This window comes from Mycobacteriales bacterium, assembly GCA_035550055.1.
GTDB lineage: Bacteria > Actinomycetota > Actinomycetes > JAFAQI01 > JAFAQI01 > DASZTV01.
Window position 1 is genome coordinate 25,467 of the sequence record DASZRO010000035.1, and the last position, 15,291, is coordinate 40,757.

General features: G+C 70.9%; 15 protein-coding genes. 8 read left to right on the top strand and 7 right to left on the bottom strand.

Features of this window, described 5'->3' with window-relative positions:
* Window positions 1-16 precede the first annotated feature (16 nt).
* The 4 genes from VG899_06115 to VG899_06130 are packed head-to-tail and all read left to right on the top strand — an operon-like array spanning window position 17 to window position 4,232.
* The gene (locus VG899_06115; GenBank protein ID HWA65929.1) at window positions 17-1,156 is read left to right on the top strand and encodes an SRPBCC family protein; all 1,140 of its coding nucleotides are present in this window, start codon (window positions 17-19) and stop codon (window positions 1,154-1,156) included.
* A complete protein-coding gene (locus VG899_06120; GenBank protein HWA65930.1) occupies window positions 1,153-2,628 on the top strand; it encodes a fatty acid--CoA ligase family protein in 1,476 nt (491 codons plus the stop codon). The genes VG899_06115 and VG899_06120 overlap by 4 nt, the downstream gene beginning before the upstream one ends.
* 6 nt (window positions 2,629-2,634) lie before the next feature.
* Window positions 2,635-3,399 (top strand): acyltransferase, encoded by a 765-nt coding sequence (locus tag VG899_06125; protein ID HWA65931.1) that lies wholly within the window; start codon window positions 2,635-2,637, stop codon window positions 3,397-3,399.
* Window positions 3,396-4,232 (top strand): methyltransferase domain-containing protein, encoded by an 837-nt coding sequence (locus VG899_06130; protein HWA65932.1) that lies wholly within the window; start codon window positions 3,396-3,398, stop codon window positions 4,230-4,232. The genes VG899_06125 and VG899_06130 overlap by 4 nt, the downstream gene beginning before the upstream one ends.
* On the opposite strand, the gene VG899_06135 is transcribed toward VG899_06130, so the two are convergent.
* From VG899_06135 to VG899_06145, 3 genes are read right to left on the bottom strand one after another with little or no spacing between them, the layout of a single operon-like run.
* The gene (locus VG899_06135; protein ID HWA65933.1) at window positions 4,222-4,956 is read right to left on the bottom strand and encodes a 3-oxoacyl-ACP reductase family protein; all 735 of its coding nucleotides are present in this window, start codon (window positions 4,954-4,956) and stop codon (window positions 4,222-4,224) included. The genes VG899_06130 and VG899_06135 overlap by 11 nt on opposite strands.
* Window positions 4,953-6,281: an AMP-binding protein gene (locus VG899_06140; protein HWA65934.1), complete on the bottom strand. Its 1,329-nt coding sequence runs from the start codon at window positions 6,279-6,281 to the stop codon at window positions 4,953-4,955. Before VG899_06140 ends, VG899_06135 begins: the two co-directional genes overlap by 4 nt.
* 4 nt (window positions 6,282-6,285) lie before the next feature.
* Entirely contained in the window at window positions 6,286-6,522 is a 237-nt protein-coding gene (locus tag VG899_06145; GenBank protein HWA65935.1) for a phosphopantetheine-binding protein, read from the bottom strand.
* A gap of 39 nt (window positions 6,523-6,561) precedes the next feature.
* Here VG899_06145 and VG899_06150 point away from each other — a divergent pair, with 39 nt between their 5' ends.
* The 4 genes from VG899_06150 (at window position 6,562) to VG899_06165 (ending at window position 11,050) form a co-directional block, all read left to right on the top strand.
* Window positions 6,562-7,263, top strand: a complete 702-nt coding sequence (locus VG899_06150) for an enoyl-CoA hydratase/isomerase family protein (GenBank protein ID HWA65936.1) — start codon at window positions 6,562-6,564, stop codon at window positions 7,261-7,263.
* Window positions 7,260-8,444 carry a CoA transferase gene (locus VG899_06155; protein HWA65937.1) on the top strand — a complete coding sequence of 395 codons (1,185 nt, stop codon included), beginning with the start codon at window positions 7,260-7,262 and terminating at the stop codon, window positions 8,442-8,444. Before VG899_06150 ends, VG899_06155 begins: the two co-directional genes overlap by 4 nt.
* The gene (locus VG899_06160; protein ID HWA65938.1) at window positions 8,441-9,754 is read left to right on the top strand and encodes an amidohydrolase family protein; all 1,314 of its coding nucleotides are present in this window, start codon (window positions 8,441-8,443) and stop codon (window positions 9,752-9,754) included. Before VG899_06155 ends, VG899_06160 begins: the two co-directional genes overlap by 4 nt.
* A gap of 114 nt (window positions 9,755-9,868) precedes the next feature.
* Window positions 9,869-11,050 carry a DUF222 domain-containing protein gene (locus VG899_06165; GenBank protein HWA65939.1) on the top strand — a complete coding sequence of 394 codons (1,182 nt, stop codon included), beginning with the start codon at window positions 9,869-9,871 and terminating at the stop codon, window positions 11,048-11,050.
* 45 nt (window positions 11,051-11,095) lie between these two features.
* Here VG899_06165 and VG899_06170 read toward each other — a convergent pair whose 3' ends face one another.
* Genes VG899_06170 through VG899_06185 form a run of 4 tightly spaced genes read right to left on the bottom strand, consistent with a single transcriptional unit; the run spans window position 11,096 to window position 15,283 of the window.
* The gene (locus tag VG899_06170) at window positions 11,096-11,557 is read right to left on the bottom strand and encodes a hypothetical protein (protein HWA65940.1); all 462 of its coding nucleotides are present in this window, start codon (window positions 11,555-11,557) and stop codon (window positions 11,096-11,098) included.
* Window positions 11,558-11,571: 14 nt separating this feature from the next.
* Complete coding sequence (locus VG899_06175) at window positions 11,572-12,282, bottom strand: ABC transporter ATP-binding protein (protein ID HWA65941.1); 711 nt, start codon at window positions 12,280-12,282, stop codon at window positions 11,572-11,574.
* Entirely contained in the window at window positions 12,279-13,079 is an 801-nt protein-coding gene (locus VG899_06180) for an ABC transporter ATP-binding protein (GenBank protein ID HWA65942.1), read from the bottom strand. Before VG899_06180 ends, VG899_06175 begins: the two co-directional genes overlap by 4 nt.
* A complete protein-coding gene (locus VG899_06185; GenBank protein HWA65943.1) occupies window positions 13,076-15,283 on the bottom strand; it encodes an ABC transporter permease in 2,208 nt (735 codons plus the stop codon). The genes VG899_06180 and VG899_06185 overlap by 4 nt, the downstream gene beginning before the upstream one ends.
* Window positions 15,284-15,291: the final 8 nt, after the last annotated feature.

A 15,291-nucleotide genomic window follows, 5' to 3' on the forward strand; every position in this document is an offset into this window, starting at 1 on the left:
GCGTCATGGGCGACCGATGACCCGCGACGAGCTCATCGACGTGATGCGGCGGGCGGTGAAGCTGCGCGCCGAGAACACGACGGACCTGATGCCGGCCGAGCGACTCGAACCGGCCCGGCACTACACCGACGAGGAACGGCACACGAGAGAGAAGTCACTCGTCGCGGCGGCGCCGCAGCTGGTCGGCTACTCCGGCGAGCTGTCGAAGCCGGGATCGTTCGCGACCAAGGACGTCATGGGTGTGCCGGTGCTGCTCACCCGCGCGAAGGACGGCAAGGTCCGCGCCTTCCACAACATCTGCAAGCACCGGCAGGCACCCGTCGCAACCGGCTGCGGTTTCGCCCAGCGGCTCGCCTGCCCGTACCACTCATGGACCTACGACCTCACCGGCCTGGTGACCGGAGTGCCCGGAGACGAAGGGTTCTCGCCGGACCGGTCGACGCAGGCGAAGCTTGCCGAGCTACCGGCTGCGGAGTACGCCGGGTTCCTGTGGGTCGGCCTCGACCCGGCCCGCCCGCTGGACGTCGCCGCCCACCTCGGTGAGCTCGGTCCGCAGCTCGCGGCGTGGGACTTCGGCTCGTGGGCGCCGGTCGGCGAGAAGCGACTCGACGCGAAGATCAACTGGAAGCTGGGCCTCGACACCTTCGCCGAGAACTACCACTTCGCCACGGTGCATGCGTCGACGTTCGCGACGGTCGCGCACAGCAACTGCACGGTGTTCGACAGCTTCGGCCGTCACCATCGACTGGTCTTCCCGCTTCGCGCGATCGACGACGCCGCGGACCGCCCCGAGGACGAGTGGGTGCCGCTCGACCGGCTGGTCGTGATCTACGCGATCTACCCGAACGTCGTGTTGTCGGTGACCGCGGTCAACGGCGAGATCTTCCGCGTCTATCCGGGTGACAGCGCGGGCGAGTCGACGACGTATCACCAGAACTCCTGGCGCCTCCCGATCGACGACGTCGCGACGCGGGAAAGCGCCGAGGCGGTGTTCGAGTACGCCCACCACACCGTCCGTGACGAGGACTACGCGCTCGCCGAGCGGCTCCAGGCGAACCTCGCGACCGGCCTGTCGCCCCACCTGGTGTTCGGCCGTAACGAGCCGGGCCTGCATCATCGTCATGCGGTACTCAGCCACGAGCTAGGAGAGAAGTGAGCATCACCCTGCTGCTCGACCTCGCGGTCGGGATCGTGCCGGACCGGGTCGCGGTCGGCACGCGCGAGGCCGGTATGACCTTCGTCGACCTCGACCGCTTGGCGCGCAACGCCGCCGCCCGGATCCAGGCCGAGGGAGCCGGGACGCTCGCCTACGTCGGGTTGTCGGGCCCGGCGTTCCACGCCTCGCTGTTCGCCGCCGCCCACGCCGGGGTGCCGGCTGCCCCGCTGAACTACCGGCTCGCCGACGACCAGCTCGCCGACCTGATCCGCCAGCTCGACGCGCCACTGGTCGTCGCTGACGAGGCCTACCTGGCACACCTGCCGGCCGGTGTCGCCACAATCACGACGACGGACCTGCTCGCGCTGCCCGACGCGGAGCCGGAGTTCGTGGACGTCCCCGACGAGTCGACCGCTGTGCTGCTGTTCACCAGCGGTACGACGAGCGCCCCGAAGGGCGTGATCCTGCGCCACGAGCACCTCGTGTCCTACGTGCTGCAGACCGTCGACCCCGGCTCCGCCGACGAGGCGGACGCCGCGCTGGTGTCCGTCCCGCCGTATCACGTCGCGGGCGTGGGGACGGTGCTCACCAACACCGCCGCCGGCCGGCGCGTGGTCCACCTGCCCGACTTCGCCGCGGACGGCTGGCTCGACGTCGTCGCCGCCGAGGGCATCACCAACGCGATGGTGGTCCCGACGATGCTGTCGCGCATCGTCGACCATCTCGACGGTGCCCAGGCGAACGTCCCCTCGCTGCGCTCGATCGCCTACGGCGGCGCGCGCGTCAGCCACCCGGTGCTCGCAGCCGCCTTGAAGGCGTTTCCGGAGACGGGCTTCGTCAACGCCTACGGCCTCACCGAGACCTCCAGCACCATCGCACTGCTCGACGCCGACGACCACCGCGCGGCGCTCACGAGCGACGACCCGGCCGTCCAGGCGCGGCTGTCCAGCGCCGGCAAGCTGATCCCCGGGATCGAGGCGCAGGTCCGCGACGACGACGGCGCCGTGCTCACCCCCGGCGAGGCCGGCGAGCTGTGGGTCCGCGGCCCGCAGGTATCAGGTGAGTACCTCGGCAAGGGCAGCGTGGTGGACGCCGACGGCTGGTTCCCGACCCGCGACCGGGCATGGATCGACCCCGAGGGCTACCTGTTCATCGAGGGCCGCACCGACGACACGATCATCCGCGGCGGCGAGAACATCGCACCGGCCGAGGTCGAGGACGTGCTGGTCGAGCATCCGGACGTGCACGAGGTCGCCGTCGTCGGTGTGCCCGACGACGAGTGGGGCGAGTGCATCGTTGCCGTCGTGGTCGCCCACCGGGAGGTCGACCCGGAGGAGCTGCGGGCGTTCGCGCGGAAGTCGCTGCGCGGCAGCCGTACGCCGGACCGGATCGTCTTCCGCGACGAGCTGCCGGTGACCGCGACCGGCAAGCTGCTGCGGCGTGTCCTCGTCGACGAGCTGACGGCGGGCTAGCCGCTGATGCTGCGCAGCGCCGCCCGCAAGGCGAGCGGGGTCCCGCACTCGGTCCGTCTCGCGTGCTGGCGGTTGGGGACGACCGCGAAGCTTCGGCTGCTCGGCTTCGACTGCCGGATCCACCTCGGCCACAACGTCACCTTCGACCGGCTGCCGATGTTCAAGGTGCGCAACGGGCCGCGCGGCGGCGCCCTGTTCATCGACGTCGGTGACGACGTCGACCTCGGCAGCGCCCTGATCATCGACGTACGCCGCGGCGAGTCCTCGTCGCTGACGATCGGGCCGCGGTCGCAGCTCGAACACGCGGTGCGGTTGCAGCTGTGGGCCGGGTCGATCTGCATCGGCGTGCAGGGCGAGGTCCGCGACAACGCCGTGCTGAAGGTGTCCTCGCCGCAGGCGCACCTGCACCTGCACGACCAGGTCAAGGTCGGGCGCGGGGCCGCGGTGCACTGCCACGAGTCGGTCGTCGTAGGCGGCCGCTCCACGATCGCCGAACGGGTCACCGTCGTCGACTCCTTCCACGACGTCGACGGCAGCGACGTGTGGACGATGGAGCAGCCACTCGGGTCCGCCCCGGTGGTCATCGGCTCCAACGTGCTGCTGCTCAGCGGGGCGGTCGTCGTACACGGCACGACCATCGCCAACAACTCGGTCGTGTGCGCCAACGCACTGGTCGGCACCGGCAGCTACGGCGCGGGCGTGGTGCTGCTCGGCAACCCGGCGCGCGCGGTGCGCAAGCTGAGCCCGCAGCAGCGGGAGGCCGCCGGATGACCGGCGGCGGCTACGACCCGCGCACCCACTACGACCACGTCACCGACGCGTGGTCGCTGCTGCTGGGCGCCGACCTCCACTACGGCGTGTTCGACACGCCCACCGAGCCACTCGCCGTCGCGACCGCGCGCCTGACCGACGCGATGATCGAGGCGGTCCGACCGGAGCCCGGGCTGTCGGTGCTCGACGTGGGCTGCGGGACCGGGCACTCGGCGTGCCGACTGGCAGCGGAGCAGGACGTGGCGGTGCTCGGCATCACCCCGAGCACAATCGGCATCCATCGCGCCACCGCGCGCGCCGCCGCCGCCGGCCTTTCGGAGACGGTTCGGTTCGAGGCCCGCGACGGGATGGCCAACGGGCTGCCCGACGACAGCACCGACCGAGTGTGGGTGCTCGAGTCGTCACACCTGATGCGCCACCGCGACCGGCTGATCAGCGAGTGCGCTCGGGTGCTTCGGCCGGGCGGGCGGATCGCGCTGTGCGACCTGATGCTGGCGCGGCCGATGCCGTTCGAGGAGGTACGCCGGCTCCACAAGCCGCTCGGCACCCTGCGAGATGCGTTCGGCGCGGCGCGGATGGAGACCCGCGACCGCTACGAGCAGCTGTTCGCCGACAACGGGATCGACGTCGACGTCTCACTCGACCTCACCGAAGCGACCCGGCCGACCTTCGACGCCTGGCGGCGCAACGCGGCGCTTCACGAGGCCGCGGTGGTCGCCCAGATCGGGCGCGACGGGCTCGACGCGTTCCTCGCGTCGTGCGACATCCTCGACGGGTTCTGGGGTGACGGGACGATGGGCTACGGCCTGATCGCGGGCCGCCTCACGCCGTGAGGCCGCCGTCGACGACGAGCACCTGGCCGGTGATGAACTTCGCCGCGGGTGAGACGAGGAACATCACCGCGTCCGCGATGTCCGCCGGCTCGGCCAGCCGCCCGAGCGGGGTACGCCGGACGATCTGCTTCAGGTCTTCGGCAGTGAGCCCGTGCGACATCTCGGTGGCGACGTAGCCGGGCGCGACCGAGTTGACGGTGATGCCGCGCGAGCCCAGCTCGCGCGCCAGGGCTCGGGTCATGCCGTCGAGTGCGGCCTTCGTTGCGCTGTAGACGGCGAGGCCGCGGTAGCCCGACAGCCCGACCACCGACGAGACGTTGACGATCCGACCGTCGCCCTGGCGCAGCATGCGGCGTACGACGGCCTTGGTGACGGTGAGGGTCCCGCGCAGGTTGAGGTCGATCACCTGGTCGACGTCGTCGTCGGCCATCGTCGCGAGCACCCCGTCGTTGGCCATCCCGGCGTTGTTGACGAGCACGTCGATCCGGCCGCGCTCGGCGACGACCGCATGCACGAAGGCCTTCACGGCCTCCCGGTCGGCCAGGTCGACCGGCGTGTAGGAGAACCGGCCGGCGTTGCCCGCGTCGGACTCCCACCGGTCGACCAGATCGGAGCGGCTGCGGCTGCACGTCGACACCGTGTCGCCGGCGGCGAGGAACGCCTCGACCAACCCCGCTCCGAGGCCGCGGCTGCCGCCGGTGATCACCACGGACCGACCGCTCATCCGGTGCCCTCCTGACCGCTGCGTCGAACCTTGGAGTTGGCGATGTCGAGGTTGTCGACCAGCCGGATCCGCCGCGGCCGCTGGGCCGGCGGCAGTGAGCCGGTCGCCTCGCGGATGGCGGTCTTCAAGGCGTCGGCGTCCGTGCCTTCGGCGGCCACCACGTCGACCGCGACCACGGCACCGGTCACCGGGTTCGGGTGGCCGAACACCGCGGCGGCGACCACGCCGGGCACGGTCGCGACGGCCGCCTCGATGGGCAGCGGGTGCACCTTCACCCCACCGACGTTGATGACCTCCGTCGTACGCCCGACGAACCGGATGCGGTCGCCGTCCACCTCGACCAGGTCGCCGGTCGGGTGCCAGCCGTCGTCGCGGTCCTCACCGGCGTAGTAGCCCCGCATGCCGATCGCGGACCTGGCGTGCAGCTCGCCGTCGACGATCCGGAACTGCACCGGCGCCTCGGCAGGCCGGTCGAGCACGGCCAGCGGCAGGCCCGCACGGCCGTCGGTCACCGACACGCTCGACCCGAACTCCGACGACGCGTAGACCTGCGAGATCTGCGCCCGCGGGAACAGCCGCCGCAGCCCGGCGAGCAACGCTTCGCCGACCGCCTCACCGCCCAGCGTGATCTGCTCGAGTGCCGGCAGCGGCTCGTCCGGCCGGTCCAGCAGGTGCAGCGCGAAGCGCCAGAACGTCGGTGTGGCGCTGACGTGGGTGACGCCGTAGGCGCGCATTGCGGCGACGCCATGGCGGGGCTGCGGCGACTCGGGCAGCACGAGCGTGTCCTGGCTGCCGATGACGTGGAGCAGCACCTGGATTCCGGCGTACTGGTTGAGGTTGTACGCCAGCAGCCAGCGCCGCGGCGAAGCACGGCGCTCGGGGTGCGCCGCGGCCAGCAGCCGCGACCACTGGTGGCGGGTCCCCTTCGGCCGCCCGGTGGTGCCGGAGGTCAGGATCAGGACCGGGTCACCGGGCGCCGGTGGCAGCTCCCCGCCGGCGCCGCGGTCGAAGTCCGCGAGCGTCGCGGTCGCGCCGAACACCACGTGGTGCCCGAACTCGGCGGCGAGCAGCTCGGTGTTGGCGAGATCGCACCGCGGGTAAACGCACGGCTCCACGCCGACCGCGGACGCCGCGATCAGTACGACGATCGTGTCGACCGCGCTCAGCTCGGCCACCCCGAAGCGCTCCACCCCGGCCCTCGCCAGACCGTCGGCCACGACCCGGCTGCGCGCCGCGACCTCGGCGTAGGTCAGGGTCCCCGCGTCGCTGACGAGCAGTGGCCGGTCCGGATCGGCCGAACCGACCGCCTCGACCAGGTCGAGCAACAACTCAGTCGAAGAAGCCGACGAGCTCGCCGACCGTCTGGGGCACCAGGCCCTCGGAGTACGGGTCCTTGCCGAACTCGTCCTCGAGCAGGACCGAGAGCTCGGCCACCTCCAGGGAGTCCATCTCGAGCTCGTCGTAGATGCGCGTGTCGTCGGTGATGGCCACCGCGACCCCGTCGCCGTCGCGCCGGCTCAACAGGTCCGCGATGGCACGATGGACCGTCTCCTGGGCAGCGGACACGCAGGCATCGTACTTGCCGCTAGCGTCGCGACCGTGACCATGGCGGCCGCGGTGCTGCGCGACGTCCTTCGCGTGACGGCGTCGTTGGAGGTCGTCGACGCACTGGTCGTCGAGTCCCTCGGCTACTCGACGTTGCAGGCGGGACCGGAGCATCGGGAGTGGCTGGCGTCCCGTCAGCCTCGTGAGCAGCTGAGGGTGGCCGACCCCGTCCTGGTCAGCCGCGACGACGACGTGCTGACCATCCGGCTCAACCGTCCCGAGCGGCGCAACGCGATCGACGCCGCGACCCGCGACGCGCTGCTCGACGCGTTCGCGATCGCCGACGCCGACCCTGGCCTCGCGGTCGTGCTCTCCGGCGTCGGCCCTGCGTTCTGCGCCGGCGGTGACCTCGACGAGTTCGGCACGGTGAGCGACCCGGCGAGCGGTCATCTGATCCGTACGACGCGCAGCCTCGCCGCCGCGATCCACCGGCTGCGCGACCGGACGACCGTGCACGTGCACGGCGGCTGCGCGGGCGCGGGCGTCGAGCTTCCCGCCTTCGCCGGTCACGTCGTTGCCGACGCGGCCACGACGTTCCTGCTGCCCGAGCTGGCCATGGGGCTGATCCCCGGAGCCGGGGGGACGGTGAGCCTGCCCCGGCGGATCGGGTCGCGGCGTACCGCCGAGCTCGCCCTGTCCGGTGAGCCGATCGACGCGGCGACGGCACTCGACTGGGGCCTGATCGATGAGATCACCCGATGAGCCCGCGCGACGAGACCGACCCCTGCGCAGAGATCCGCCGCTGGGCGTCCAGCGGGGCGATGGCGTTGACCGGCCATCGCGACGGCCCGCCGCAGCTCGTCGCCGGCGCCCCCGCAACCGCCGTCCGTGAGTCGCTGCGCGCGCTGTCCACGACCGCCACCGCGATGGGCCTCGACACGACGCGACTGCCGGACGAGCGGCTGATCGGCGAGCGCGCCGCGGCGATGGGCCTGACGCGCGGCGGCCGCGTGTCGCCAGGCGGCGCATGCCGACTGCTCGATGCCGCAGACGGCACCGTCGCACTGACCCTGTCACGCCCCGACGACTTCGCGTCGCTGTCCGCTCTGCTGTCTCGAGACATCGACGACGAACCGTGGGCGGCCGTCACCGCGTGGTGTCGCGACCACAGCGCCGACGACATCGTCGACCGGGCAACGCTGCTCGGCCTGGCCGCCGGGACGGTCGACCACACCCTGCCCGGGACACGACCGCCGCGGGCCGAGCCGCGCCCCGGGACCCGGACCGGCCCGCCGCTGGTCGTCGACCTGTCGTCGCTGTGGGCGGGCCCGCTGTGTGCCCACCTGCTCTTCTTGGTCGGCGCGCACGTGGTTGACGCGAAAAGCACGACGCGCCCTGATCCGGGCGCCGAAGCCGCTCCCGCGTTTCACGGCTTGCTCCGCGACGGCACCCGGCGATGGACGACAGACTTCACCACCGCAGCCGGCCGGTCGAAGCTCCGGGACCTGCTGCTGCAAGCCGACATCGTGATCGAGGCGTCGCGGCCGCGGGCGCTCGAGCAGCTCGGGATCGACGCGGCCGCGATCACCGCCGAGTCGGGCGGCACCTGGGTGTCGATCACGGCGTACGGCCGGGCGCACAACCGCATCGGCTACGGCGACGACGTCGCGGCGGCGGCGGGTCTGCTCGGCGACGGGCCGGTGTTCGCCGCCGACGCGATCGCCGACCCGCTCACGGGCTGCCACGCCGCCGCGGCCGCGCTCGACGCCTGGAGCGCCGGCACGTCGGGTGTCGTCGACATCTCGATGTACGACGTCGTGCGGTCGACGCGTGCTCCTCTGCCCGATGCGCAGGTCGTCCGCGACGGGGACGGCTGGGCGGTCGATCTCGGTGACCGACTGGTCCCGGTCGCCGAACCTGCAACACGTCAGGCGAGCAGATGACCCTCGTCCGGCACGCGGAGGTCGATCGCAAGATCGTCGACGTCCGCTTCGACGGTCGCGTCGTACGTCAGGTCTCACCCCACCCCCTCACCCCGCTCGACGACGAGGAAGTAATCGACGGTGGCCGGTGTGCCTTGCTTCCCGGCCTGCACGACCACCACATCCATCTGCTCGCCACAGCGCGCGCGGCGACGTCGATCGACGTCAGCAGCGGGGTCGACGCACTCGCCGCCGCGCCCGCGACGGGCGGTTGGCTGCGGGCGGTCGGTGGCACGGACGACCTCGACGCCGCCGCGCTCGACCGGGTCGTGACCAACCGGCCGGTGCGCGTCCAGCACCACAGCGGCGCGATGTGGGTGCTCAACTCGGCGGGCCTGGCCGCGGTCGGCTCCGCGGAGGCAGCCGAGGACGGCATCGAACGTGACGCGTCCGGGTCGCCGACCGGCCGGTTGTGGCGGCTCGACGACTGGCTCGGCTCGCGGGTCGACGACGATCCGCCCGACCTCGGTCCGCTCGGGCGCCGGCTGTCGGACCACGGGATCACCGGGGTCACCGACGCGACCCCTCACCTGGGTGCGGGGGCCGAGCTCATCGCAGCGGCGACGCTGCCGCAACGCATCCACTTCCTCGCCGCCGACGCTCCTGCATGGGGCGTCACCGGGCCACGCAAGATCGTGCTCGAAGACCACGATTTGCCGTCGTACACCGAGCTGCGGGAGACCATCGCGGACGCCCGCGTGCTCGGCCGGGCGGTCGCGGTGCACTGCGTCACCCGCGAGTCGCTGCTGTTGCTGCTTGCGGTGCTCGACGAGATCGGCGCCGTCACCGGCGATCGGATCGAGCATGCGTCGATCGCTGATGCCACCACCGTCGAGCGGATCGCGAGGCTCGGGGTCGCGGTCGTCACCCAGCCCGGATTCATCTGCCAGCGAGGCGATCGCTATCTCGCCGACGTCCCCGCCGACGACCTGCCCGACCTCTACCGCTACTCGTCGCTGGTCGAGGCGAAGGCGTGCGTCGTACCCAGCAGCGACGCGCCTTACGGTCCGCTGGATCCCTGGACCATCATGCGAGCGGCACGCGACCGCCGCAGCGAGAGCGGCGCCCGGGTCAACGTGAAGGAGTGGGTCGCGGCGGCGATGGTGCTCGACGGCTACCTGCGTCACCCGGATGCGCTTCACGCGCCACGGCGGCGGATCACGCCGGGCGCGCCGTCCGATCTGATCCTGCTGCAGCTACCGCTCGCCGAGGCCCTCGACGACCCACGCGCCGAGCTGGTCCGGCGTACCTGGCACGCCCGTCACCGGTAGGGCCCCTGTCCACACCCCTGTGGATGATTTTTCCTTGATTTGCAACGGAATTCCTGTTGATCTTGTCGCCGCGTGCGGCTATCATTCGAACATACGTTCGACTATGGGGAGACCGTGCTCGACCAGACGACGCAAGTCCTCATGGAGGACGTCGCGCGCCTGGTCGCACAAGACCCGCACGACCTGCCCGACTCACTGCTGTTGGCCTCCACCGAGGCGCTGCTGACCGCCCGCCGTCGCCTGGACGGGGTGCTGGCGCGTCGGCTTCAGGTGATGGACACCCGGCAGGCCACCACGACGGAGTGTGGCTGCTCGACCCGTGCCTGGCTGGTCGAAGAACAGCAGCTGTCGCAGACGGACGCCTGCGCCCGGTTGGCGGTCGCGCGCTCGTACCCAACCCGGCCGGCGATCGTAGAAGCGATGCTCGCCGGCGAAGCGACCCAGGACCAGGCGAAAGTCATCACGGCGTTCCTGCCCAAACTGCCTTCGGCGCAGACTCGGGACCACGCCGAGAAAGAGCTCCTCGACCTGACCCGCTACGCCGACCCCACCCTGATGACCCGGGGGTTGCGCGAGCTTGCCGACAAGCTGTGCCTCAACGAGACAGCCGAGGAGCGCGCGGTGCGGCGTTACGAAGGCCGCTACCTGACCTTCACCGACACCATCGAGGAAATGGTCCGCATCGACGGGATGCTCGACCGGACCGGCGCCGCCATCCTGCGCAAAGCGCTCTACCCGCTGTCGGCCAAAGCCGGGCAGGTCGACGAGCGCACCCCGACCCAACGCAACGCCGACGCCCTCGTCGAGCTCGCCACCCTCGCCATGAAAGCCGGCGAGCTGCCCGACACCGCCGGCGAACCCACCCAGGTGACCGTGCTCACCCACCTCGCCGACCTGACCGCCCGCCTCGAGGCCGGCGACACCTGCCACGCGACGCTCGAAGACGTCCCGATCACCCCGAACACCGCCCGGATGCTCGCCTGCGACGCCGGCATCATCCCGGCAGTGCTCGGAGGAGCTTCCGAAATCCTGGACCTCGGCCGATCCACCCGGACCTGGAGCCGAGCACAACGCCGAGCCGCGAAGATCCGCGCGAACGGGCACTGCGAATCACCCAAATGCCAGACCGCCATCGTCCGATGCGACCTCCACCACGAGGACTACTGGGAGCACGGCGGTCACACCAACCTCAACAAGGCCATCTACCTGTGCCCCTACCACCACTGGCTCGAACACCACACCGACTGGCATCACACCCGAAACAAAGACGGCACCGTCGAGCTTCGAAGAACCTGAAGCGAGAGATCGACCTGACCGCTCTCGGTACGCGTCGTCGATGCGCTAGTCGAGGAGCGGCTCGTATCGAGGGCGAGCGAACGGCCAGTCGTCGCCGACCAGCCACGCCGCGAGGTCACGCCGGAACGCCTCCTCATGTGCCGCCTTGGACTCGCGCAGCCACGACTGAACGTAGGCATCGTGGACGCCGTCGGTGTCCGGGAAGATGTAGACACAGCCGACGACGTCGTCGTCGCTGTCGAGGACGGTATAGGTGAATCCGCGCTTCTCGGCGAACTCGCGGGCGTGGCGTTCGAGATGACTGAGGTTCTGCTCCAACGGCAGCTCCTCGGGCCAGCGCCCGTCCGGGAAACCCGGCAGGGAGCGGATGTAGTCGATGCTCGACATCCACGCCGCGTAGTCCCGGTCGTTGTGCTGCGGACCGAGGGGCTCGAGCCGAAACGGCCCGATCGTCAGATGCGTCACGGGCTCGAACCCGGCGGGCACGAACCGGCGTTCGTCGGCCACGGCGGTTCGCACTCCTACAGGTAGCTGATGCCCGATCCGGCGCCTTGCAGCTCCGCCGGCTCACCGACGAACGTGAAGGTGCCTTTCGCCATGACATAGCAGATGTCGGCCAACCGCAACGCATATTGCGTGTACTGCTCGACGAGCACGATCGTCATGCCGTCGCCCTTGAGGTGCTCGACCGCGTCGTAGAGCGTCTGGACGATCAGCGGCGCCAGGCCCGCCGAGATCTCGTCCATCATGAGCACCTTCGGGTTGGCCAGGAACGCCCGGCTCATCGCCAGCATCTGCTGCTCGCCGCCGGACAGCGTCCCTGCCCGCTGACCTTGCCGGTGGGCGATGGCGGGGAACATCTCGTTCACCCGGGCGAGCTGGCGGCGCCGCCAGGCCTTGTCGACCCCCTGCGCGGACTCGGCGGCGAGCTCGAGGTTCTCCCCCACCGACAGGCCGGGGAACACCCCGCGTCCGTCGGGGATCAGCGTCAGGCCGCGCTGGGCGCGATAGTAGGTCGACAGACCGTCGATCCGCCGCCCGAACAGGCGTACCGAACCCGCCGTCGTCGCGACAGTTCCGGTGAGCGCGCCGAGCGTGCTCGTCTTTCCCGCACCGTTCGGTCCGAGCAGCGCAACCGTCGCGCCCTCCGGCACCGCCATCGACAGGTCGTGGACGACGGTGACCTTCCCGTAGCCCGCCGAGAGGCCTTCGGTCTGCAATGCGAGCGTCACGCGTCCACCACCGCATCCTCGTCCAGGTCGGCGCCGAGATAGGCCGCTCGTACGACGGGATCCTGGCGGACCTGCGCGGGCGTGCCTTGCGCGATCATCCGGCCGAAGTCGAGCACGTAGATCTGGCTCGACAGCGCCATGACCAGCTCGATGTCGTGCTCGACCAGCAGGATGGTCAGCCCGAGGTCGGCCAGCGAAGCGAGCACGGAGTGCAGCCGCTCGGTCTCGGCGTTGGACAGGCCGCTGGCCGGCTCGTCGAGCAGCAACACCTTGGGTTCGGTGCACAACGCCCGGGCGAGCTCGACCAGCCGCGACAACCCGGTCGGCAGCGAGCCGGCGGGCCGATCGGCGAGATCGGCGATCCCCACCAGGTCCATGGCCTCGCGCACTCTGCGCAACACCGCCGGGTTGTCCGGGTGGCGCAGCGAGAACAGGTCGCGCCAGATGTGCTGGCTGGCCCGGCCCTCGACGGCGACCTGGAGGTTCTCGGCGACCGACAGTCCGGAGAACAGCTCGAGGATCTGGAACGTCCGTGCCATGCCGGCCCGGGCGCGCTTGTCCGGCGTCATGCCCTTGAGGCTTCGGCCGTCGAGATAGGCAGCGCCGCCGTCCGGGTTCAGGATCCCGCTGATCGCGTGGAACATCGTCGTCTTGCCGGCGCCGTTCGGCCCGATCAGCGAGGTGACCTGGCCCGGGTGCGCGGTGAGGCTCGCGTCGTTGACCGCGACGAAGCCGCCGAAGCGCACCGTGATGTCACGCGCTTCGAGGACCGCGCCGCGCAGGTCGTTGCCGCTCACGAGTCACCCCCTGCGAGCAGACGCTCGGCGAACGCCGAGGGCTGCAGGTCGTGGCCCGGTGGCGGCGCGTGCTCGACCGCGGCCCGTCGCGCCGCGAACGCCGCGAGGCTCCGCTGCGCCGGCGACGGGCCGACGCCGTCGCCCCGGACGTAGCGCAGCACCGTTCCGATCAGACCGCCCGGCAGGTAGCCGACGAGGACGGCGATGCCACCGATCACGATCAGGCTCGACCCGGTCTTGCCCGTGGCGACGTCGACCGCGACGTAGAGCGTCGCGGCGAGGATCGCGCTGGACCGGTAGGACAGCCCGAAGACGACGACCGCGCCGAACCAGTAGAGGCTGAACAGCGGGGAGAACGGACCGTCCGGGTTGACGTTGAGGGTCCCCTGCTGCTGCACGATCAGGCTGCCGCCGATCGCGGCGATGAAAGCGCTGGCACCGAAGATCAGCAGCTTGTAGCGGCGCAGCGAGATGCCGACGCTGACCGCGCCTCGCTCGCTGTCGCGCATCGCGCCGAGCACCCGGCCGAGCGAGCCGCTGCGCAGGTTGCGGACGAGCAGCAGCACGAGGCCGAGCACGGCGAGCTCGTAGTACAGGAACGTCCGGTCGCCCGACAGCGACCAGCCGAACAGGTTCGGCCGGTTGCTGTTGCGCCCGCTCGTCCAGCTCGGGTTCTGGAAGATGAACGCGTCCACGCACTGCGCGAACGCCAACGTGATGAGGCCGAGGATCAGGCCGCGACGGCGCAACGCCGGGTAGCCGACGATCACGCCGATCGGGATCACGACGAGCGCGCCCACGATCATGGCGAGGATCACCGGGAAGTGCGGAATGGCGGTGTTGTACGGCAACGGCAACAGGCCGTTCTGCAACCGCGCCGTGATGTAGGCGCCGAGGCCGGCGAACGCGGCGGAGGCCAGCGACAGATGGCCGCTGAAACCGGTGATGGCCACGATCGAAAGGAACGCCACCGAGTAGGCGACGACCTGCTGGGCGGTGACCAGGTTCTGCCCCGACAGCAACGCCGGTACGACGATCGCCACCAGCCCGGCGACCAGCACGCCTTGCAGGGTCGCCGCGGTGCTGCGCCGGCCGATCCGGCTGAACGTCGCCGTCACGACACCCGCGGTGCCGCCGCTACCGGACTCGTCGAGGTTGCGGTAGATCAGCAGGAACACCACGGTGGTGAGCACCGGGATCTGGACGACGATGTCGGAGTTGACGCCGGGCAGCCAGTTCAGCCAGTGGGGGTAGTGCGGACTGACCAACGCCGAGCCGAGGCTGCCGACCAGCCCGAGGCCGAGGCCCGCCGCGACCGCCGTACCGATGTTGCGCAGCTTCGCGACCACCGCGACGCCGATGATCTGCAGCACCTGGAGCGCGAGCGCGCCGTTCTGCAGGCCGACGGTGGGCGAGTCCAGCACCCCGGCGAGCGAAGCGAAGCCCGCGGCGATCGCCCACGACAGCATCGAGATCCGGTTGGCGTTGACGACGAAGAGCTCGGCCAGCTCGCGCCGGTCGACGACGGCACGCACCTGCCGGCCGAGCCGGGTGAAACGGAAGAGCAGGAGCAGGCCGCCGGCTGCGCCGGCGATCATCGCGACGTTGCCGACGACGGTCCACGACACGGACACCGCGCTGTTGCCGCTGCCGATCTGGAACGCCTGACCGAGGGAGAAGACGTTCTTCGGCTGGTAGCTGTTCTCGCCGTAGATGACCCCGCCGATGCCGAGCAGCAGGATCAGTACGCCGAGGTTCGCGACGAGCTTCTCCGCTGTCCCCGCCGACCGGCGTTCCAGCGGCCGGAACACGATCAGGTCCACCAGCGTGCCGATCGCCGGACCGATCAGCAGGACGACCATCAGCAGCGACAGCCAGACCGGAATGCCGTCGTGGCTGGTGAACTCGTACATGATGAACGCGCAGGCGGTCGCAATGCCGGCGAACGCGAAGTTGAACACCCCGGTCGCTCGGTAGGCGACGACGAGGCCGGTCCCACCGAGGGCGGCAACCGCGCCGATCGACAGGCCGGCGACGATCTGCTGGCCGTAGAAAGACCAGTCGTTCGGGTCGGCGGCGTAGACCCAGAGCAGGAACAGCACCGCGACCGGCACGCCCCAGTGACGCAGCCGCGCCGGGACGGCGGCGGGCAGCCGGCTGGCCGACGGACCGGCGGCGCCTGCCAGCCGTGGGTCGAGGGTCATCGAGATCG